Genomic DNA, 21,587 nt, shown 5'->3' with positions numbered 1-21,587 from the left:
CATCGCTCAGGTTGTACCAATGCTGCATGCAGTGAATGCGTAGCATGGTTTCCAGCGGATAAGGTCGCCGGCCATTACCAGCCTTGGGGTAAAACGGCTCGATGACTTCCACCATGTTTTGCCATGGTAGAATCTGCTCCATGCGGGACAAGAAAATCTCTTTTCTGGTCTGACGGCGCTTACTGCTGAATTCACTGTCGGCGAAGGTAAGTTGATGACTCATGATGAACCCTGTCCCATGGCTCCAGATGACAAACATGATCTCATATCAGGGACTTGTTCGCACCTTCCTTAGCTTTCGGCATCGGGTGTTCTCGGTGTTTCAGCAAGCAATTTTGTTTTTTGCTTCTCTGCTACGGGATAAATATGTATGCCGCAGATGGCAAGGAGCCTGTTCTGAATCATCCATGTGAGCCAAAAATATTCCCTGAACCGATTGCCATCCAGAGAAGTACGACATCGCCGCACCAACTTCAATGACATCCCAAACAAGCCATTCTGTGTTCTAAGAGCAGTCAATATAAATCAGGGTCATGTCACGTTGTTCGTTAGCTCTTGTGAATGTTATCTCTCACGCGTTGGTTCAATCGGTCCAGCGGCTTTTGCTGGGCGCTCTCATGTCGTTCACTGTTGCTGGTGTGCAGGTATTTCGAAGTGGTGTCGATGCTGTCATGTCCTGCATCGGCCTGTACGTGGGAGAGCGGCCGCCCGTGCAGATTGATGTCATGGGTGATCCCGGTATGGCGGATCGCATGGGGAGAGAGTTGCCGCATTTCGGCTGCATCCTGGGCAAAGCCATCTTGCTCTGCCAGTTCGGCTCCCTTACCTATGATCACCATGATCAAATCCCGTAACTGGCGGATACCGAGGTTGGCATTGAGCTCGCCCTGCTCACGACCGTGGGCTGCCGCTTTATGGCGAACAAACAGTGGCGTCTGTTCATCCGGTGTCGGAAAGGGAGAGAGACCGAGGAAGCGGCGGTAGCGTTCGAGTGCCGCCAGCAGCGCTTGGGATACCGCCACGGTACGCCGTTTGCCCCCTTTGCTTTGCGGAATAAAGTAGCCCCAGACGCCGGTTTTGCGATCCCGCCTGAATTGCCCCATCACAGGTGTAAAGCCCGGCCGTGCTGCAACCTCAGAGATCCGCAGATAGCAGGCGTACATCAGAATGGTGAGAAAACGGCTGCGCTCATGCTGCTCCGGATGGTCGTTGGCAAGGGTATCGGCAGCTTGCATCACGTATGACCACTGCAACTCGCTGAAGGCCTGCACCTGATCATCGGCCTCCTGCTGTTGCGGGCGTTTGACCCGCTGCAGCAGCAGAGCGGGATTCCTGTCCATGTACTCCTCCTGGATCAGAAACTGGAAGAAGGCCGACAGGATGGCGAGCTTGGTCTTCATCGCCTGCTCGCTCAGGCGATAGGGCAAGGTGCGGCCCAGCTCCCGTTTGCCCAAAAACGGTCGCCATTGCGGATTGGGTAAGCGCTCTCCCCACTCCTTGTCGAGGACAAATTGCGCTACGTTGCGGTAGGCGATCAACTCGTCAGGGGGGGACTGACAATAGTCGAGATAGCGGATCATGATGCGGCGAGTGAGATCTTTCGGGCTGATGGCCGCCTCGCGAAAGCACCAGTGCAAAAAAGTGGTCAGTTCGCTGCGATAGGTTTTGTAGTTGTTTTCGCTGTTGCGCTGCTCCAGCAGCCAATCGACCGCCAGTTCGTAAACCAGACCGGCATCGGGCACATCATTGAGGCTGAGGTTGGCAAGGTACTGATTGACCTGTGGGTTACCGGCTTCCAGATAGATAAGGCTGTCAAACAGCGGCATGGCTGGCGGCAAGGATAATGGTTGTTGAATCATGGTGTTGCTTGTTGCTTGTTGATGCTGAGATGAGTCGATATGAGCCTGTGAGCCGAGTTGCTAGAAAAGGGCTCGTGATACATGAATGTGGCTTCTAGTGGGATTTGTATTGCCTCTTGTTGTTGCTGATTAAGGTCACCGGGAGCGATCTGGATAACGTTCTCTCCACTGTTTGCTCATTATTTCCTCATAGATCTGGCTGATGTCGCTCAGTGGTGCACGCTATTCAGTTATGCATTGTATATGCACCGTTGTTAAAAAATTCTCGGGGTAAATAGCCGTAAAAATGGTCTTAAATGCAAATAAAGTGAATACAGTGAGCTGTTTAACCCGAGAAATAGCAGGTCTGTGCAATCAGGCCACCTGCTTTAGTAGCTTCTCCTTACGCTTGGCTGCTGGGGTCTCTTCCTCTTTCGTGCCTGCCTGAACCTTGCCGCCGCGCAGCAGGGTTTGCAGCACATCGCGCTGCTCTGCCAGGTAGAATGCCAGACTCTCTTGCTGCTCTGGCGCCAGCTCGATCGGGGCGCCAGCCAACAGGGTCATCAACTCATCGGCCGTATCCAGCAGCTTGTCATAGGCATCGGCCTCTTTTTTGGTGGCAAAGGTCATTTTTTCCACTCCCCCACGAACAACCACATATTTGATCTCGACAGCCATGATGGCCTCCTCTTGCTGATGATGGATAGAGTATATGTATGGATATACAGTATTGCAAATAACCTCACCGGAAAAGAGTTCGCCGGGGTTTAGCGACAAAAGCCGCGCTGGATCAAGCTGTCTCAAAGTGCCATTTGACTTCCACGCCTGACTGGTCGGATCATGGCCTTATGACGATCGTACGACACCTGTTTATCCTGCTGATGGTAGAGGTGCTGCTCCTCGGGAGTATCGCCCACTTGGTCGTGGGACTCCCCTGGCTGCTGACCCTGCTATTTGTGGTGTTTACCCTGCTTGGGTTGCGCTGTCTGGTGGTGCTCGGCAGCTGGCTGTTTACCCGCTTCTACCCCTCCCCGGCTATCGGCCCCTGGCGCAGGGTGAAGATGATGGCGCAGGAGATGCTGGCCTACCTCTACACCTTCACCTTGCTGTTGCCGTTCGAGCCTTTGCTGATGGCACCCGATCGGCTGCGGCCATGCCAGCGCCCCGTATTGTTGGTGCATGGTTACGGTTGCAGTCGCGGGATCTGGCGTACCCAGCGCACCCGACTGGAGACCGCAGGCCATGTGGTCGCCACCATTACCTTGATGCCACCATTTGGTCATATCGATGAGATGGTGCCGCTACTGGCCAAGCGAATTGACGATGTGCTCGCGCAAACTGGGGCTGACAAGCTGGTGCTGGTCGGTCACAGCATGGGTGGGCTGGTCTGCCGCGACTATCTGGCTATCCATGGGGGTGACAAGGTCGTGCGCCTGATCACCCTGGCTACGCCTCATCAGGGGAGTCAGCTTGCTGCCCTAGGGCTTGGGGCCAATGCCCGCGAGATGGAGCCCGGTTCCGGCTGGTTGCAGCGTTTCGCCTCGGTTCCTCTCTGCGTACCCGGCATCTCGGTGCGCACCAGTCACGACAATGTGGTGATGCCGCAGGAGCGGCAACGATTGGCGGGAATGGAAGATATCGAGTTGCCCGCCATTGGCCATCTCTCTCTGCTCTACTCCCGTCGTACGACAGATCTGCTGCTTGATCTGCTGTCCCGAGTCTGACCCTCCTTATTCGTCCTTCAACTGTTATTCCAAATAAAACAGGGGCCTGATTGCTCAGGCCCCTGTTGATCTCTTTATCCCATCATCCGGTTAGAAGTGTATCCCCTTGATCAGGGTCGAGACGGCAACTTGATCGGCGGTCGCCTTGGACTTGTCGCCATCCTTGGGATCGGCAAAGGTGCGGAAGCTGGTGTTCATGATCACCTGCGCAACGCGAGGTGCCAGGGCATGCACCACCTGACCGAATACCCCGAGACGAGTGGCCAGTCGCACATGCTTGTTGATGATGGTATCGCACACCAGATCAGCCGCCTCTTCCGGCGTCATCATCGGTACCTGCTCATAGACCTTGGTCGGCGCGACCATCGGCGTTTTCACCAGCGGCATATTGATGATGGAGAAGCTCACCCCCTTGTCGGCAAACTCGGAGGCGGCAGTCCGCACCCAGGCATCGAGGGCCGATTTGGAGGCAACATAGGCGGAGAAGCGCGGCGCATTGGTCAACACCCCGATGGAGGAGATGTTGATGATGTGCCCTTTTTTCTTCTCAATCATGGTGGGCAGCACCCCCATGATCACCTTGAGTGCGCCGAAGTAGTTGAGCTGCATGGTGCGCTCCAGATCGTGGAAGCGATCGAAGGAGTCCTCGATGGAGCGGCGGATGGATCGGCCGGCATTGTTGACCAGAATATCGACGCCGCCGTGATCGGCCACGATGCGAGCTGTGATCTCCTCGGCCTGCGCCAGATTGGAGAGATCCCCCTGATAGATCTCGATGGTCAGCCCCAGCTCGGCAAACTCGGCTTTAGTCTCGGCAATCTTCTGCTCGTCGCGAGCGATGGTAACGACGTTGGCCCCCGCACCCGCCAGCTTGCGCGCGGTTGCACGGCCGATACCAGAGGTTGCCCCGGTCACCAGCACCACCTTGCCCTCTACCCGACCACGCAGGGTGCGATCGATGAAGAGCTCCGGGTCGAGATGACGCTCCCAGTAATCCCACAACCGCCAGGCGTAGCTGTGCAGCGGCGGTACTTCGATGCCTGTCCCTTTCAGTACCCGCTGGGTTTCGCGACTGTCGAACCGGGTGGGATAACTGATAAGGCGGAACACATCCTTGGGTAGACCCAGATCGGCGATGGCGGCATCGCGGATGCGGCGCACCGGCGCCATGGTCATCAGCATGGCGGTCAGGTGGCGGGGAATGAAGTTAAAGAGAGAGGCGCTGATGCGGATCGCAGGCTCCGGCGCATGGGCGGCGCGGGAGAAGGTGCTCAGCATGTCGCCAACCCGCATCGGGTTGGGGTCGGTCAGGTGGAAGGTCTTGTTCTCCTCTCCCTCCTGATGGGCGATATGCACCATGGCATCGACCACAAAGTTAACCGGCACGATATTGATGCGCCCGCCCTCAACTCCGATGGCTGGCATCCAGGGCGGTAGCAGACGACGCAGTTTCTGAATGGTCTTGAAGAAGTAGTAAGGGCCGTCGATCTTGTCCATCTCGCCGGTGTTGGAGTCACCGACGACGATGCCCGGGCGGTAGACGCGCCACGGAATGGTGCACTCATTTCGCACAATCCCTTCCGCTTCGTGCTTGGTCTGGAAGTAAGGCATGTCGAGGTGTTCGGCCTCATCGAACATGTCCTCGCGAAACAGACCGTCAAACAGGCCCGCTGCAGCGATGGAGCTGCAGTGATGGAACTGCCCCGCCCCCAGCCGCTCGGCAAGTTGAACGGCTTGACGGGTCCCTTCGGTGTTGACCTGCTGCTGGATCCCGGCCTTGGCGTTGAGATCATAGATAGCAGCCAGATGGAAGAAGTGGTCGATCTTGCCGATCAACGGCTCCTGCAACTCGACCGACACCCCCAGCAGCGGTTGCGTCATGTCACCAAAAACCGGGACTGCGCGCGATTCATCCACATTCCAGAATGCAAATAACTCCGGCAATTTATCCTGATGAGAGGCGCGCATCAGAAAATAGACGGTACAGTCGGGATGCTGTTGGAATAACTTTTTGATCAATCGACGCCCGATAAAACCACTACCGCCAGTAATGAAATAGTTCATAAAGAGAATCCTGCTACTGATTAGGGTGTTACTAGGTTGTTAGATATATCACGATTCATATGGGAATCCGCAATTTGATTGTCGGTTCGTGAGCAAACCCGAATTTCGGTGGTGTGCCTGTTCCGTTATTAGGTAGAACCCTCTATTTTTTGTCCCTAGACTGAAGTTGAAAAATCAGTAATGCCACAACCCGATTGCAGTTTCGTTGTCGCCATTACATTTAACTGTCGTTATTCAAGGAGAAGATCATGGCTAAGAAATTGAAAGCGCTGGCAGGGTCAGTGACCGACAACCAACTCACCTCCACCATCAAAGAGTCCACCCAGCAGATCTGGTTGGCGGGTCTGGGTGCCTATGCCAAGGCGCAGGAAGAGGGTGGCAAGATCTTTGAAGCGCTCGTGCAGGAAGGTGAAGCGCTGCAGGCCAAAACCCGTCAGAGCGCAGATGAGAAGATTGCCGCTGTGACCGACAAGACCGCCAATACCTGGGGCCGTCTGGAGCAGGTGTTTGAAGATCGCGTGGCCCGCGCTGTGGCCAGCCTCGGCATCCCGACCCGCAAGGATATCGACAAGCTCTCCAAGCGCATGGCCGAGCTGACCGACGTGGTCCAGCAACTGCTGGATGCGCAGGAAGAGGAGGCCCCTGCCGCTGAAGCCAAACTGGCTGCCGCCAAAAAGCCCGCTGCCCGCAAGCCTCCGGTAAAGAAGGCACCGGTAGCCAAGGCCAAAGAGGCCGTGGTTGAGCAGGCCGCCGATCTCCTCTCCGCCGCTGAAGATGCGGTGAAAGAGGTGAAGGCCAAAGCAGAGAGCGTTCTGCCCTGATCCCTCGTGGTTACGGAAGGTGATTGATACCGGCCCATGCCCTGCGCTGGGCCGGTCTTGTCATGGTGAATGTCATGGATGGGGAGGCAACGCTATGAGTACCATCGCAATTGCCCTTGCTGGCGGCGGGCCGCTCGGCGGCATCTACGAGATCGGTGCCTGCGCAGCACTCTCTGACAGCATCAACGGCCTGCGCCTTGACCATGCCGATATCTATGTTGGCGTCAGTTCGGGGGCCGTGGTGGCATCGGCGCTGGCCAACGGCATCTCGCCGGCTAAGCTGGTGCGGATCCTGCTCAGCGATGATTCGGGAGAGATGTTTGACCCGGCCACCTTGCTGCGCCCCGCCTTTCGTGAATATGCCGACCGCCTGACCTCGATCCCGCCACTGGCGTGGCAGAGCCTGACCTACTATCTGGCAGCGCCCTGGAAGCGCAGCCTGTTTGAATCGCTGCAGGGACTCTCCAAGGCCATTCCGACCGGACTGTTCGACAACCGCGGGGTGGATCGCACCCTGACCCAGTTTTTCTCTCGTCCCGGCCGCAGCAACGATTTCCGTCAGCTGCGCAGCCGACTCTTTGTGGTCGCTACCGAACTCGACACCGGCCATCCGGTCGCCTTCGGCAGCCCGGGGCTCGATGACGTGCCCATCTCGGCGGCGGTACAGGCGTCAGCCGCCCTGCCCGGTCTCTTTCCCCCCTCATTGATCAACGGTCGTTACTATGTGGACGGGGCGCTGATCAAGACTCTGCACGCTTCGGTAGCGCTGGAAGAGGGGGCGGATCTGGTGTTCTGCATCAATCCGCTGGTGCCCTATGATGCGGACATGGCCGCCGGCGCGCCGACCAATCTGGTGGACAGCGGTCTGCCGGTGGTGCTGGCCCAGACTTTTCGCGCCATCATCCACTCCCGCATGCATGTGGGGATGGATCGCTACAAGCACCAATATCCCGACGCCGACGCCCTGCTGTTTGAGCCCTCTTCTGCCGATGGCGAGATGTTCTTCACCAATGTGTTCAGTTACCGGGATCGCCGCCGTCTCTGCGAGCACGCTTACCAGCATACCCGCCGCGATCTCTGGCAGCGTCGTGACGAGCTGGCGCCGGTGCTGGCCAAGCATGGCCTCGAGCTCAATCTGGCCGCGCTGGCCGATGAGGATCGCACCCTGCTGGCCCCCGGCATTGGCTCGGTCGCCGCCCTCGACAAGTCGCTGGAGCAGTTGCAGCACTGGCTTGCCAAACGCTATCGCCACGGCGTGCGCCGTTCATCACCAAAGGAGTAGCATGGATCGCAAACCCAAACGTCGTACCCGGGAGCGGATCCTGACCACTGCCCTCACCTGCTTCAATCGACAAGGGGAACCCAGCGTCACCACCTCGGCCATTGCGGCCGAGATGGAGATCAGCCAGGGCAATCTCTACTACCACTTCCACAACAAGGAGGAGATCGTCAACGCCCTGTTCTGCGAATTTGAACAGCAGATGGATCGCCTGCTGGAGGCGGTCAGCACCCCGTCCGATGAGCCAGAAGATATCTGGCTCTTTCTCCACCTGATGTTTGAAGCCATCTGGCAGTACCGTTTCCTCTACTACGATATCGCGACCCTGATGAGTGGTTATCATCAGGTGGAACAGCGCTTTTCCGCCCTGCTGCGCCGCAAGGAGCAGACTGCCATCGCCATTTGCAACCATCTGCAAACGGTCGGGCTGATGGAGGGCACGGCGCAACAGATGCGCACGCTGGCAGCCAATGTGGCGCTGGTGGGCACATTCTGGATCTCTTACCAGCGGGCACTGCACCCCAAGGCGGACGCCGATATCGCCCTCGGCGTCTTTCAGGTGATGCAGCTGGTCGCACCCTATTTGCGGGCCGATGCCCGCGCTCATCTGGGCGCCCTCGCCCACCACTACACCGACAAGGTTTGATTCACATGCTACAGGGAGAACAAGCATGACCACTTCACAACTCGAATTTGTCCCCTTCCCCTACGCGGATGCGGCCTATGACTATGCCGGCCAGAAGCTGGCGGACAACTGGGATCGTCTCCATCAGGGGGATGCCGAACCCTGGCCGGAGGATGAACAGGTACAGGATGCCTGGCGGGCCTATCATGCCGGGGATTTTGCCCGGGCCGTCGCCCTTGGCGAAGCGGCCGGTGAGGCGGGCCTCAATGTGGCGAACAAAGCGCTGGTGATCCACGCCAGCTATCTGCTGGAAGACAAGTATGCCAAGCGCGCCGCCTTCGAGCGGGCGGCCAGCCATGCCGAGAAGCTGCAAAAGCGTCAGCCCAGGAACGCCAATGCCTGGTATTTCCACGCGCTGGCACTCGGGCGCTACAGCCAGGTCATTTCCATCTCCAAGGCCCTCTCGCAAGGAATTGGCGACAAGATCAAGGCAAGCCTTGAGAAGACTCTGGAGCTGGCGCCCGATCACGCCGAGGCCCATATCGCCTTTGGCGCCTGGCATGCGGAGATCGTCGACAAGCTGGGGGCCATGATCGGCGGCCTCACCTATGGCGCCAAGAAGGAGGAGTCCGAGCGTCACTTCAAGGAAGCGCTGGCGCTGATCCCCGACTCGGCTATCGCCCGCATGGAGTACGCCAACGCACAGGTGATGCTGTACGGCAAGAGCCGCCTGAAAGCCGCCGAAGCCCTCTATGCCGAAGCGGCCGAGTGCGAACCCATGGATGCCATGGAGCGTCTCGATGTGGAGGCGGCGCGGGAAGAGCTGGCGGATTAACCGCCACTCCTGCCACTAAGAGGTAGCAAAACAAGAGGCCAACCCGCGGGTTGGCCTCTTTTATGATGGGAAGCTGACCGGTTGGCTACGCCGTCACTGGTCGCTCAAATGCACGCTCAACCGAGCAACGCATCCAGTCCGTTGGGGTCAAACAACAGCTCCGGCTCCATCAGTACCAGCAATAGCAGTTGCTCGAACTCCACCGCAAACCGCTCGACCACCCGATCCGGATCCGGTACCAGCTTCTTGTCGGTGATAAGGCCCAGTTGCACTTTGTGATCGTAAGAGAGGATGGAGACGCCGACGCCGATATCCCCCGATTGCGGCACCCAGAACAGCGGCTGACGCAATTTTGCTCCAGCCAGATAGAGGGTCTGCTGCGGGCCAGGCACATTGGTGATCACCGCGCTGGCTTTGGCCGTGAGCAGCTCGACGGCCTGCTGCTGTACCGCATTGGGGGCCATGCCAAGGGCATGTAACAGGTTGAGCACCACCACGGGTTGTAGAGAAGTGCGCAGCGCCTGCATCCGGTCACGTACGGTATAGAGCCGCTGTAACGGGTGTTCAACATCCAGTGGCAAGTCCAGGGCCACCAGCCCGAAGCGGTTGCCCAGCGCCCCCTCATCGTCCGGTGCACGCATATTGACTGGCACCAGGGCGCGGATCTTGACCTTGTTGGCATCATCCCCCTTCTCCTGCAGGTAGTGGCGAAACGCCCCTGCGGTGGCAGCGATCAGCAGATCGTTGACCGAGCAGCCCAGTACCTTGCCCACTGCCTTGATATCCGGCAGATCAATTTGCTCCGACCAAGCCACCCGCTTGGTGCTGGTGGTCTTACCCCGCAGGCGGCAGGGGGAGTCATCACCGAGGGTGGCGATATTGCACAGCTCGCTCGCCAGATCGCGCCCGGTCTTGAGGTAATCCACCGCCTTGGTGGGATGGGTGACCACTTCGACATATTTGGACCAGAGGCTACCGGTCAGCTTGAGACCGGCCCGCACCAGACGGCTGCCCTGGTGGCAATCCTCCTCATCCTCGTCATCGCTGTCATCCAGTGGCTCCGGTGACGGTGGGCGCGGCGCCCCTTCCGGGGTGTTATCCATCATGGTCAGCATGGCTCGCACCAGCGAGAAGCCATCGCCCATGGCGTGGTGAATGCGCACCACCAGCGCTTGCCCACCCAGCGAAGTGTCGGTCAGGTGCATATCCCACAGGGGGCGCTGGTGGTTGAGCGGCGTCGAGACGAGATCGGCCACCAGCTTCTCCAGCTCCAGCTTGCCCGCTTCACCCGGCAGGATCACTCGCTTGAGGTGCTGATCGAGATCGAAATCGGGATCATGGCGCCAGTAGTAGGAGCCCCCCTCCAGCACGGCCCGCTGGTGGAAGCGGGGTTGCACCGAAATGGTATGGCGCAATCCGGCCCGCAGACGCGTTTCATCAAGCTCTCCTTCAAACATCAGGACACCGATGATCTGCATCAGGTTGTTGGGTCTGTCCATGCGTAACCAGGCGGTATCGACGCAGGAGATAAATTCACTCAGTGGCATGGTTGTTTCCCTACAAAATAAATTTACCGAGGCGGCAAATTGCTCCTTCCCTCATATCCGGATGAAGGCTTGATGCAATCAGAATGACATTAATGAGTGCCGACTCGAAATATGAAATAAAAATGAAAGATTACTTAAAAAATAGAATTGAGAGCTCGCTGGAGAATAAATCTGACAAACCATATGGCTTGCCAACTTATTTTAAACAGTCATCGTTTACAGCTGGTTTATTTAAAACCAGTGCAACGAAGAGTTTCAAACACGTTTGGGGCAAGGTAAGCGATTGTCGACATAATCGAGGATCTCTTGCTCCAGTACGCTGCGTACTGGCAACAGCATCAAACCAAGATGCACTTCCAGTTCCAGGGTATCTTCGTCCAGGGTGAGAGTGCCATGTACCCCTGAGCCGCGAAAACGAAGCTCGGTCTCCTCTTCATCAGCCCATTCGCAATCGAGTTGATAGCTCTCGCTCATGTCCGCAGCGATGGCTTCGGCCGCGATCCGGGCGGCGGCCAATCCCAGCGGATGCTGACGGCTGATCTGGATGATAGAGAGTGCGCTGCTGCCAGCGAGCGAGTTGAAGAACATGGTCGTTACTCTGGGTCATAAGTTAGTTATTGATATTAAACACATGTTCACAACAAATGAAAGGATGGTTCACATAAATGGGACTCACTTAACAGAGTCGAGAGGGATGAAGGCCATCAGCGGGGCATGGCATTTATTCCCTCCCCCGTGCGCGCTACACTTGTCACGGAACGGTCAGCAAAAGCTGCTTGTTTTTCATTCACTTGTATCTTCGTATCACCGAATCCCCATCAATGGGCCCAAGGCCAGAGAGCTGTAGATGACGCATCAAGAACATGCCCACGACGACGATAGCACCCTGGGTCGGCTCTACCGCCAGCTCAAGCGGGTTGCAGCCTTGCGCGAGCAGATGCGTGCCCACCCGGAAGATCAGCAGGATCGGGATCGGCTACGCCAGTGGCAGGCCGACCGGTTGGGGCGAACCCATCGTGACCTGCTGGAGAGTGACCGCTACGGCCCGGCGGCCGAGTTTTTCCTGACCGATCTCTATGGCCCCGGGGATTGCGCCCGCCGCGATGCGGATGTGATGCGGGTGATGCCGACAGCCGAGCGGCTGTTGCCGGAGTCCGGTCTCAAGGTGCTGGCGCAGGCGATCGAGCTTGATGCCCTCTCTGAGGAGCTGGACTATCTGATGGTGGTGGCGCTGCGGCGCATTGATGGCATTGATCCCATCACGCCAGACCACTACACCATCGCCTATCGTGCCGTGGGTGAGCAGGCGCGCCGGGAACATCAGATTGCGCTGGTGAGCGAGCTTGGGATGACGCTGGACAGGCTGGCGAGAAAACCGCTGCTGGGGGCGACCCTCAAGCTGGTGTCAGGGCCCGCCCATCTGGCTGGGCTTGGCGAGCTCTTCTCCTTTGTCGAGCGTGGTTATCAGGTGTGTCATCAGATGGGGCGTGCCAACGAGTTTCTCGAGACCATCGCCAGTCGTGAGACGGCGATCATGACGGCGCTCTTTAACGGCGACAGCAGTGCGCTTGAGTAAGGCTTATCGAGGGAGCAGCCGCCGGAATAATAAAGCGGGCCGATGAGCCCGCTTTTCGTTTATCACTGTTTGCCGGTAGATATCGGTCAGATCACCAGCAGATCCATAAAGGCGTGCACCGGGGTGGCGGCAAGGCGCGGCCCGTCCTGACAGAGGGCCAAAATGTCGTTGACCCGTTTGGTTGGGAAGCGGGTGGCCAGATTGTGCTGGAATTTCTCCACCAGCAGCGGGATCCCCTCCTCCCGACGGCGACGATGGCCGACCGGATACTCCACCTCCACTTTGGCGGTGTGAGTGCCGTCCTTGAAGAAGATCTGGATGGCGTTGGCGATGGAACGCTTGTCAGCCTCCAGATATTCACGGCTGTAACGCTTGTCCTCCTGCACCACCATCTTGCCGCGTAGCGCGTCGATGCGGGGATCGGCGGCAACATCGTCCTCGTAATCCTCGGCGATAAGACGCCCGAAGATGAGCGGCACTGCCACCATGTACTGCAGGCAGTGATCCCGATCGGCCGGGTTATTGAGGGAGCCGACCTTGCTGATGATGCGAATGGCCGACTCATGGGTGGTGAGCTCGATGCGGTCAATCTCGTCCAGCCGTCCCTTCACCTGACCGTGCAGCCTCATGGCGCACTCCACCGCGGTCTGGGCGTGGAACTCGGCGGGATAGGAGATCTTGAACAGCACGTTCTCCATCACATAGCTGCCGTACCCCTGATGCAGAGCGAACAGATTGCCCTTGAACAGTACATCGTAGAAACCCCACTTGGGGGCGCTCAGTACGCCTGGATAGCCCATCTCGCCGCTCATGGTGATAAGGGCGAGGCGCACTGCGCGGGAGGTGGCATCCCCCGCCGCCCAGCTCTTGCGCGACCCTGCATTGGGGGCATGACGGTAGGTACGCAGGCTTTGGCCATCGACCCAGGCCTGGGAAACCGCATCGATCACCTGATCGCGGGTTCCGCCAAGCATATGAGTCACCACGGCGGTACTGGCGACCTTGACCAGCACCACGTGATCGAGACCGACCCGATTGAAGGAGTTCTCCAGCGCCAGCACCCCCTGAATTTCGTGGGCTTTGACAATGGCCACCAGCACATCGGCCATGGTGAGCGGCGCCTTGCCCTCGGCCACGCGAGTACGGGAGAGCCAGTCAGCAGTGGCGAGAATACCGCCCAGATTGTCGGATGGGTGACCCCACTCGGCGGCCAGCCAGGTGTCGTTGTAATCAAGCCAGCGGATGATGGCGCCGATGTCCCAGGCTGCCTTGACCGGATCGAGGCAGAGCTGGGTGCCGGGCACCCGGGCACCATGGGGTACCAGTGTACCTGGGACGATGGGGCCAAGGTGTTTGGTACATTCGGGGAAGCGCAGGGCCAACAGGCCACAGCCAAGGGTGTCCATCAGGCAGTAGCGGGCAGTGTCGAGGGCAGCCTCACTGGTAATGGGGTGGTTGCAGACATAATCGGCAATATCGACCAGCACCTGATCAGGGTCTGGTCTGTGGTTGACGTCGACGTTGGCGGACATCGTGACTTCCTTATCGTTGTTGTAGAGAGACAAAGTGACGGGGGGCCGGGCCGACATAATCGGCGCTCGGGCGGATGATCCGGTTGTGCTCGCGCTGCTCCATCACGTGGGCGCACCAGCCGGTGACCCGTGAGCAGACGAAGATGGGGGTGAACAGCTTGGTCGGGATCCCCATGTAGTGATAGGCGCTGGCGTGGAAGAAGTCGGCATTGGGAAAGAGCTCTTTTTCTTCCCACATCACCTTTTCCGCTTCGCAGGAGACGCGATAGAGGCGATCATCCCCCACTGCCTCGGCGAGCTTGGCCGACCACTCCTTGATGATGACGTTGCGCGGATCAGAGGTGCGGTAGATGGCGTGGCCAAACCCCATGATCTTCTCCTTGGCCGCAAGCTTGGCCAGCAGTTCGCGCCTTGCCTGCGTCTCATCTTGCCAATGTTCGATCATCGCCATGGCCGCCTCGTTGGCCCCGCCATGGAGCGGGCCGCGCAAGGTGCCGATGGCGGCGGTGATGCAGGAGAACATGTCGGAAAGAGTTGAGGCGCAGACTCGCGCCGCAAAGGTGGAGGCGTTGAACTCATGCTCGGCGTAGAGGATGAGGGAGACATGCATCACCCGCCGCTCCAGCTCGCTCGGTGCCTTCTGGTGCAGCAGCGCCAGAAAGTGGCCACCGATACACTCCTCGTCGGTATCGAGGGCGATACGAATACCTTCATGGCTGAACTTGTACCAGTAGATCAGAATGCCCGGAAAGGCAGCCAGCAGCCGATCTGCCACTTCATGCTCATGCTCGAAACCATCTTCCGGTTCCAGATCGCCGAGCATGGAGCAGCCTGTGCGCAGCACATCCATGGGGTGGGCATCGGCGGGAATGCGCTCCAGTACCTCCAGCAGCGGCTGGTGCAAGGTGCGCAGGCGGCGCAGCTCGCGCTTGTAGTCGGCCAGTTGCTGGTTACTCGGCAATTCTCCCTTGAGCAGCAGATAGGCGACTTCCTCGAACTGGGCGCTGTCGGCCAGCTCCTTGATGTCGTAACCGCGATAGGTAAGCCCGGTGCCGCTCTTGCCCACGGTGCAGATACTGGTCTCCCCTGCGCTTTGACCGCGCAGACCTGCTCCGCCCAACGGTTTCTGTTGTCCCATAAGCTGCCTCCTATTCCTTGGCTGAAAACAGACGATCCAGTGTCTGCTCGTAGTGGTGATATCCGAGGAAGTCGTAGAGCGACTCCCGGGTCTGCATGGTCTCCACGACGGCCCGTTGATGGCCATCCTGGCGAATATAGTGATAGACGTTGAGGGCGGCCTGATTGGCGGCCCGGTTGGCACTCAATGGATAGAGCACCATGTCGACCCCGTGGGCGGCCAGTTGCTCTTTGTCAAACAGTTCGGTTTTGCCGAACTCGGTCATGTTGGCGAGGATCGGCACTTTGGCCGCCTGCTTGAACTGGTCGTACTGAGCAAGCTCGGTAACCGCCTCGGCGAAGATCATGTCGGCACCGGCGGCCACATAGGCGGCGGTGCGCTCAAGAGCAGATTCCATCCCCTCTACCGCCAGCGCATCGGTGCGCGCCATGATGACGAACTCGCCATTCTCGCGAGCATCCACTGCTGCTTTTATCCGATCACACATCTCCTCCAGCGACACCACCGCCTTGTTGGGGCGATGACCGCAGCGCTTCTGGGCAACCTGATCTTCCATATGGACAGCGGCGACACCGGCCCGCTCGAATGCGCGAATGGTGCGGGCGATATTGAACGCCCCACCCCAGCCGGTATCGATATCGACCAGCAGCGGCACCCGGGTGGCAGCAGTGATCCGCTCGGCATCGATCAGCACATCGTTGAGGGAGGTCATACCGAGATCCGGCAAGCCGTAGGAGGCATTGGCCACTCCGGCGCCGGAGAGATAGAGGGCTTGAAAACCACTGCGCTCGGCCATCAGCGCCATATAGGCATTGATGGTGCCGACGATCTGCAGGGGATGTTCATTGGCAAGGGCGGTGCGAAAGCTAAGGCCTGCCGAGGGGGACAAACTGGACATCATGACTCCTTTCACCTGTCTAGTCTGGCCATCTAATATCACGTTTACGTTAACGTCAATTATACTTTCGTAACATTCCGGCCGCAGGCAAGACAGGAAACCGGTTTTAGGGTAAATTTCACCAATTCCTTCAACAGGTTGAATTGTATGATGGAGCCCGGTTCCGTAATTGTATGTCCGGCGTGCGACTTGCTGATCCAGCGCAAAGCACTGCCGCTGCGTCGTCATGCCCACTGCCCGCGTTGTCACCAACATCTCTATGGCCGTTATGCCTTTCGTCCCTCCCAGTTGATGGCCCTGACCATTACCGGTTTTCTGCTGCTGCCCTCCGCCTTTTTTGAACCGCTGATCTATCTGCGGCTGGCTGGGGTCAACACCGACGCCGACCTGCTGCGCGGTATCCTGGTGCTGTTTGGCGAAGGTGAATGGTGGGTAGCCAGCCTGGTGCTCTGGTGCGCCGTGTTGGCGCCGGTGGGGTTATTGGCGGGGATCTTTGCGCTGGCTTCGGGTCTGGCCAAACGTTGGCACATTCTTCCCGTCACCTTGAAGCTGGTCGAGGTGTTTCGCCACTGGGCCATGCTGGAGGTCTATATCGTCAGCCTGCTGGTTGCCCTGTTCAAACTGATCGACATCGCCGATGTGCGCCTCGGTGGCGGCTTGCTCAGCCTCGGTATTCTGATGCTGCTCAACATGACCCTGCTGATCCTGTTTGACCCCGCCCCCTACTGGGCGAGGATCCCGTTAAAGGAGCCGGAACATGACCAGCGCCCGTGAGATGGGGCTCTGCCGCTGCCATACCTGTGGTTTGCTGGTGCGCTATCAAACTGGGGCAGTCTGCCCCCGTTGCAGCAGCAAGTTGCAGGTGCGCATTCCCCGCTCCCTCGCCTGGTCGTGGGGCTTGCTGGCGCTCGCCACCTTCATGTTGCTGCCTGCCAATCTGTTGCCCATTACCCATTTCTACAACAAGGGGTTGCTGCAGTCAGATACCATCTTCAGCGGTATCATGATGCTCTATCGCAGCAAAATGAGCGGGATTGCCACCATAGTCCTCACCGCCAGCATACTGGTGCCGGTGGGCAAAATATTGGGTCTGGGCTGGATCTGCTGGCAGTTGCAGCGGGCCAAACCGGTACGGCGCAAGCGCCAGCTGGTGATGTATCGGGTGATCGATTTTATCGGTCGCTGGTCGATGCTGGACTTGTTCGTGATTTCGCTGATGGTGGCACTGGTCGATCGTGGTGTGCTGCTGAGTGTCCGCGCAGGCCCCGGTGCCACCGCCTTTGCCGGTGTGGTAGTGCTGACCATGATGTCGGCCCGCATGCTTGATACCCGTTTACTGTGGGACAAGGCGGCCCGCTGATGATTTCTCTGTTTTTGTCTGATGTGCTGTTTAATCCAGCCAATAAGGAGTCACTATGATCGGGGCTGAACCCGTCATCGAAAAGCGCCGCTGGCTATCGCCGGTCTGGCTGTTACCCCTGATAGCCCTGCTGCTGGCGGGTGGCTTTCTCTATCAGCAGGTATTGAGCCGTGGCCAGCTTATCCAGATCAACTTCGCCCAGGGCAACGGCATCTTGCCGGGTAAAACCCAGGTTCGTTATCAGGGGGTGGCCATCGGTGTGGTGCAAGAGCTGGAGCTGGCTGAAGATGGCCGCAAGATTGCGGTGATGGCCAAGATTGACAGCCGTGCCAGACCGCTGATCCGCAAGGGATCCGACTTCTGGCTGGTGAGCCCCAAGGCGTCGCTCACCGAGATCTCCGGCCTCGATACCCTGGTCTCCGGCAACTACATCAACCTGCAACCGGGGCGTGAAAGCAATCCGCTGGAGGAGACCTTTGATGCACTGGAGGGCCCTCCCCCCGGCTATCAGGCTCAGGGGCGGATGCTGCACCTGACCGCCGATTCGCTGGGTTCGGTGGGGATTGGCGCCAAGCTCTATTTCCGCGGTATCGAGGTGGGCAGCGTCATCAATACCCGCCTGGGTCAGGACAACCAGAACGTCATTCTGGATCTGGTGATCGAGCCGCGTTTCGAACATCTGGTCAAAGCTGATACCCGCTTCTGGAACATCAGTGGCATCAAGGGCTCCTTCAGTCTGGCTGGCGTCAGCGTGGAGGCCGGCAGCCTCACCTCCATTCTGAGCGGCGGCATTGCCTTTGACTCGCCCAAAGATTCACCAGAACCGGAGAAGGGACAGACTTTCGTCCTCTATAAAGGGCTGGCGGAAGCAGCGCGCGGTGCGCGTATCGACATTGCGGCTGGTGATCTCCCGGTCAAGGAGGGGATGCCCATCCTCTATGAGGGGATCGAGATTGGTCGTATCGACCCCATTCGCCTTACCGATAAAGGCCGGGTGGTAACGGCGCTGATCAACCCAGAGCAGGCCTATCGCATTACCGACAAGAGTCAACTGGTGTGGGAGAGCGTCTCCCTCTCCGCGACCGGCGTGCAGCATGCAGATCGCCTGCTCTCCGGCCCGGCCATTCGCCTCGACTATGTGGCGGGCAAACCGGTACAGAAGATGACCCTGACCGATCGCGCCCCCCAGAGCGGCACCAAGGTGACGCTGCAGGCTGACGATCTGGCAGGGCTCAATCAAGATGCACCTGTCTGGTACAAGGGATTGCAGGTGGGCCGTATCAGCCAGCTCACTCTGGATGCACGCGGTAATGCCAGCGTCGAGCTGGTGATGGCGCCGAACTATGGTCACCTGCTCAATCGTGCCCGCTTCTATCGCGCCGCCCCGTTGCAGATCGATGCCGATCTGAGCGGCATCAAAGTAGAAACCAGTCCGGCCAGTGCCTGGCTGGGGGGCGGGATCAAGCTGGTGCAAGCCAGCAGTGGCGAGCGGATTAACCGTCTCTACCCGAGTCAGGAGCTGGCACTGCTCGGCACCCGTGATGCCAAGCCCCAGCGCTGGTTGCTCAAAGCAGATCAGGCCGATGGCATTGGCATTGGCTCGCCTGTGCTCTATCTGGGGCTGGAAGCGGGCAAGGTCAAACAGCTACGCGCCGCCAAAGAGGGGGTCGAGATCGAACTCGAGATTGATGGGGTCTATGCTCCCCTCCTCGCCCAGCAACCCCAGTTCTGGAAAAAACCGGCCATCGACACCAAGGTGCGGGTCGATGGGGTGCAGGTCAAGGTGGGCAACCTCGGTACCTTGCTGCGCGGTGCCATCGAGTTCGATCGGTTGGCCAATGGCCGCAGCAGTCATCAACTGTTCGATTCCAGGGAGCAAGCCAAGGCCAAGGTGCGCCAGCTGTCACTGGTGGCAGAGAGCAATCCGGGGCTCGGGATTGGCAGCCCGATCCGCTATCGCGGTGTCGATATCGGCAAAATTGAAGAGATCGAGCTGGAGCCGTCACTGGGTCAGGTGATCTTCAAGGCGGAACTCGATGGCCACTATGCCGAGCGTTTCCTGCAGTCCGGCGCCCGCTTTACTCTGGTGCAAGCCAAGCTGGGATTAGGCGGCGTTGCGCACCTCGATACCCTGATCAAGGGGTCATTTGTAGAGGCACAACCGGGTAAAGGCGCTGGCAAAGATCGCTTCCCCTTGAGTCAGGTCGGCCCTTTGGGTCTGGCACTGACCCTCAAGAGCCCCTCCGTCAATGGCCTGAGCGTCGGCAGCCCGCTGCTGTTTCGCAAGATGGTGGTGGGCAGTGTCACCAGGGTGGCGCTGGCTCGGGATGGTAGCGAGGTGGTGATCGACGTTAACGTCGATCAGGAGTATGCCCATCTGGTGCGGGCAAACTCCCGTTTCTGGAATGTCTCCGGGGTCAAGGCGGATATCGGGTTGACTGGCGGCACCATCGAAGTGGAGACGGTGCAGAGCCTGCTGGCTGGCGGCATCGCCTTCAATACGCCGGAGAGAGAGATGGGGGCGACCGTCAAGGCGGGGCATAGCTATCCGCTCTATGGCAAAGCCGAGAAAGAGTGGCTGGAGTGGAGTCCACGTATCCAGCCCTGATCTCTTCCCTTTGTATCTCATCCAAGCCCGGCACAGTGCCGGGCTTTTTTATATTCCGGTGCCTGTTGATGGGGTTCAGATTCAGAATATTCTTAGCCTTGTGGTAGGATATCGCCCCTCTTTTTCGGTCAACGAGACGGCACAGTGCACGACAACACCTTCCTTCCCGATTACTTTTTACGCCACATTGCGGCCATCATGCCGGCCCATCTCTCGATGGATGAGTTTGTGGCCAGTTGTCGACGTCCGCTGCGCCGCAGCATTCGGGTCAATACCTTGAAGATCGCCGTCTCGGATTTCGTCGCCCTGATGGAGCCACTGGGTTGGCAGCTCGACCCTGTGCCCTGGTGTGATACCGGCTTCTGGCTGACCCGCAGCGATGAAACTGTCCCCCTTGGCAACACCGCCGAGCACTTGAGCGGGCTCTTCTACATTCAGGAAGCGAGCTCCATGCTGCCGGTGACGGCACTCTTTGCCAGCGACAAGATCAAAGCGGATGGCATGTTGCTGGATGCAGCGGCGGCCCCCGGATCCAAGACCACCCAGATAGCCGCCCTGATGAACAATCAGGGGATGTTGGTTGCCAACGAGTTTTCCAGCAGCCGGTTGAAAGTGCTTAGCGCCAATATCCAGCGCTGCGGCGTGACCAATGTGGGGATGACCCATTTTGATGCCAAGGTATTTGGCCAGTGGTTGCCGGAGACCTTCGATGCCATCCTGCTCGACGCCCCCTGCTCCGGTGAAGGGACGGTGCGAAAAGATGAAGATGCGCTGCGCAACTGGAGTATCGAGAGCATCGACGAGATTGCAGCGGTGCAACAAGGGTTACTTGAGAGCGCCTTCCATGCCTTGAAACCGGGCGGTGTGCTGGTCTACTCCACTTGTACCTTGAGTGAGCAGGAGAATCAGGCAGTCTGCCAATCCCTGCTGGACAAGTTTAGCGATGCCTTGAGTTTCGACTCGCTGGCTGACCTGTTCCCCCATGCAGAGCAAGCCTGCACACCCGAAGGATACCTGCACGTTTGGCCTCAGATCTTCGACAGTGAAGGCTTTTTCGTCGCCAGATTGCGCAAGCATCACTCGGTGCCCAACACCATGTTCAAGCCTGGCAAGCTGGGTAAATTCCCCTTTGCGCCGCTTCCAGCCAAAGAGGCGGAACCCATGTTGCGCGAGATTGAAGCCAACTTCGGGGTGGCACCACAGGGTCTGCTGTTTGGCCGCAATGACGAGATCTGGCTCTTCCCCCAGCGGTTTGATCAGGTGCAGGGCAAGTTGCGTTTCGATCGCATCGGCATCAAGTTGGCCGAAACCTTCAAGAAAGGTTATCGCCTCACTCATGAGTGGGCACTGGCCTATGGCGATAAAGCGAGCAAGGGCGTGGTCGAGCTGGATAGCGACAATGCGCGGGAATTCATGATGGGGCGGGATGTCTGGCCAGAACAGGATGCGGGCACTGGCGAGGTGATCGTCCGCTATCAGGGGCATACCCTGGGGATGGGGAAATGGGTGGGGAGTCGGGTCAAGAATGCCCTCCCCCGCGAGCTGGTGCGTGACAACAATCTGTTCAATGCGTAGTGGGTCGTTCGGTGCATCTGCACTTGAACGAGTCTGAAATACCCACACTCTGGTTGAACTTTTCTTCGGATCTTGAAAAGCCTTGAGCCTTGTCTAAGCTTAAGGCAATCCGAACACCAGTTAGCGCACGGCTCTGCAAGGAGCCAATTCCCCTATGCCAGGTACAA

Annotated in this window: 19 protein-coding genes; 10 read left to right on the top strand and 9 right to left on the bottom strand. The window is 58.5% G+C overall.

Annotated features, from left to right (window positions below):
• The 3 genes from AB5Y90_RS12735 to AB5Y90_RS12725 all read right to left on the bottom strand — a co-directional run.
• A partial coding sequence (locus AB5Y90_RS12735; protein ID WP_264867751.1) for a transposase occupies window positions 1-223 on the bottom strand: 223 nt, incomplete at its 3' end.
• Window positions 224-548: 325 nt separating this feature from the next.
• On the bottom strand, window positions 549-1,826 hold the full coding sequence (locus AB5Y90_RS12730; protein WP_307896856.1) for a site-specific integrase: 1,278 nt from the start codon (window positions 1,824-1,826) through the stop codon (window positions 549-551).
• 387 nt (window positions 1,827-2,213) lie between these two features.
• Window positions 2,214-2,516 carry a YebG family protein gene (locus tag AB5Y90_RS12725; RefSeq protein WP_307896774.1) on the bottom strand — a complete coding sequence of 101 codons (303 nt, stop codon included), beginning with the start codon at window positions 2,514-2,516 and terminating at the stop codon, window positions 2,214-2,216.
• A 170-nt stretch (window positions 2,517-2,686) separates the two neighbouring features.
• Here AB5Y90_RS12725 and AB5Y90_RS12720 point away from each other — a divergent pair, with 170 nt between their 5' ends.
• Window positions 2,687-3,562 carry a triacylglycerol lipase gene (locus AB5Y90_RS12720; RefSeq protein WP_307896773.1) on the top strand — a complete coding sequence of 292 codons (876 nt, stop codon included), beginning with the start codon at window positions 2,687-2,689 and terminating at the stop codon, window positions 3,560-3,562.
• Window positions 3,563-3,652: 90 nt separating this feature from the next.
• Here AB5Y90_RS12720 and AB5Y90_RS12715 read toward each other — a convergent pair whose 3' ends face one another.
• On the bottom strand, window positions 3,653-5,626 hold the full coding sequence (locus tag AB5Y90_RS12715; RefSeq protein WP_224970117.1) for an SDR family oxidoreductase: 1,974 nt from the start codon (window positions 5,624-5,626) through the stop codon (window positions 3,653-3,655).
• A gap of 248 nt (window positions 5,627-5,874) precedes the next feature.
• On the opposite strand from AB5Y90_RS12715, the gene AB5Y90_RS12710 reads away from it, so the two are divergent.
• The 4 genes from AB5Y90_RS12710 (at window position 5,875) to AB5Y90_RS12695 (ending at window position 9,186) form a co-directional block, all read left to right on the top strand.
• On the top strand, window positions 5,875-6,447 hold the full coding sequence (locus AB5Y90_RS12710) for a phasin family protein (RefSeq protein WP_224970116.1): 573 nt from the start codon (window positions 5,875-5,877) through the stop codon (window positions 6,445-6,447).
• Between the two features lie 94 nt (window positions 6,448-6,541).
• On the top strand, window positions 6,542-7,729 hold the full coding sequence (locus AB5Y90_RS12705) for a patatin-like phospholipase family protein (RefSeq protein WP_040065538.1): 1,188 nt from the start codon (window positions 6,542-6,544) through the stop codon (window positions 7,727-7,729).
• A 1-nt stretch (window position 7,730) separates the two neighbouring features.
• Window positions 7,731-8,372, top strand: a complete 642-nt coding sequence (locus AB5Y90_RS12700) for a TetR/AcrR family transcriptional regulator (protein WP_307896772.1) — start codon at window positions 7,731-7,733, stop codon at window positions 8,370-8,372.
• Window positions 8,373-8,397: 25 nt separating this feature from the next.
• Complete coding sequence (locus AB5Y90_RS12695) at window positions 8,398-9,186, top strand: hypothetical protein (protein WP_307896771.1); 789 nt, start codon at window positions 8,398-8,400, stop codon at window positions 9,184-9,186.
• Between the two features lie 116 nt (window positions 9,187-9,302).
• Here the strand turns inward: AB5Y90_RS12695 and AB5Y90_RS12690 are convergent, their stop codons facing one another.
• A complete protein-coding gene (locus AB5Y90_RS12690) occupies window positions 9,303-10,733 on the bottom strand; it encodes a wax ester/triacylglycerol synthase family O-acyltransferase (RefSeq protein ID WP_307896770.1) in 1,431 nt (476 codons plus the stop codon).
• Window positions 10,734-10,988: 255 nt separating this feature from the next.
• On the bottom strand, window positions 10,989-11,321 hold the full coding sequence (locus tag AB5Y90_RS12685; protein ID WP_019446402.1) for a polyhydroxyalkanoic acid system family protein: 333 nt from the start codon (window positions 11,319-11,321) through the stop codon (window positions 10,989-10,991).
• Between the two features lie 259 nt (window positions 11,322-11,580).
• On the opposite strand from AB5Y90_RS12685, the gene AB5Y90_RS12680 reads away from it, so the two are divergent.
• On the top strand, window positions 11,581-12,309 hold the full coding sequence (locus AB5Y90_RS12680; RefSeq protein WP_159163583.1) for a hypothetical protein: 729 nt from the start codon (window positions 11,581-11,583) through the stop codon (window positions 12,307-12,309).
• Between the two features lie 86 nt (window positions 12,310-12,395).
• Here AB5Y90_RS12680 and AB5Y90_RS12675 read toward each other — a convergent pair whose 3' ends face one another.
• From AB5Y90_RS12675 to prpB, 3 genes are read right to left on the bottom strand one after another with little or no spacing between them, the layout of a single operon-like run.
• Entirely contained in the window at window positions 12,396-13,841 is a 1,446-nt protein-coding gene (locus tag AB5Y90_RS12675) for a bifunctional 2-methylcitrate dehydratase/aconitate hydratase (protein ID WP_307896769.1), read from the bottom strand.
• 10 nt (window positions 13,842-13,851) lie between these two features.
• Entirely contained in the window at window positions 13,852-14,979 is a 1,128-nt protein-coding gene (gene prpC, locus AB5Y90_RS12670; protein ID WP_307896768.1) for a 2-methylcitrate synthase, read from the bottom strand.
• A 10-nt stretch (window positions 14,980-14,989) separates the two neighbouring features.
• Window positions 14,990-15,877: a methylisocitrate lyase gene (gene prpB / locus AB5Y90_RS12665; protein WP_307896855.1), complete on the bottom strand. Its 888-nt coding sequence runs from the start codon at window positions 15,875-15,877 to the stop codon at window positions 14,990-14,992.
• A gap of 147 nt (window positions 15,878-16,024) precedes the next feature.
• Between prpB and AB5Y90_RS12660 the strand changes: the two genes are divergently transcribed.
• From AB5Y90_RS12660 to rsmF, 4 genes are all read left to right on the top strand, one after another.
• Complete coding sequence (locus tag AB5Y90_RS12660; RefSeq protein WP_005333129.1) at window positions 16,025-16,651, top strand: paraquat-inducible protein A; 627 nt, start codon at window positions 16,025-16,027, stop codon at window positions 16,649-16,651.
• Window positions 16,635-17,237 carry a paraquat-inducible protein A gene (locus AB5Y90_RS12655; RefSeq protein WP_058057039.1) on the top strand — a complete coding sequence of 201 codons (603 nt, stop codon included), beginning with the start codon at window positions 16,635-16,637 and terminating at the stop codon, window positions 17,235-17,237. Before AB5Y90_RS12660 ends, AB5Y90_RS12655 begins: the two co-directional genes overlap by 17 nt.
• Before the next feature lie 55 nt (window positions 17,238-17,292).
• Window positions 17,293-19,845 (top strand): MlaD family protein, encoded by a 2,553-nt coding sequence (locus tag AB5Y90_RS12650; RefSeq protein ID WP_307896767.1) that lies wholly within the window; start codon window positions 17,293-17,295, stop codon window positions 19,843-19,845.
• A 144-nt stretch (window positions 19,846-19,989) separates the two neighbouring features.
• Entirely contained in the window at window positions 19,990-21,420 is a 1,431-nt protein-coding gene (rsmF, locus tag AB5Y90_RS12645) for a 16S rRNA (cytosine(1407)-C(5))-methyltransferase RsmF (protein ID WP_307896766.1), read from the top strand.
• The last annotated feature ends 167 nt before the right edge of the window (window positions 21,421-21,587 follow it).

Source organism: Aeromonas sp. R4-1 (assembly GCF_040908325.1).
GTDB classification, from domain to species: domain Bacteria; phylum Pseudomonadota; class Gammaproteobacteria; order Enterobacterales; family Aeromonadaceae; genus Aeromonas; species Aeromonas veronii.
Note: the sequence above shows the minus strand (reverse complement) of the source record. Positions and strands in the feature narration are given on the sequence as shown.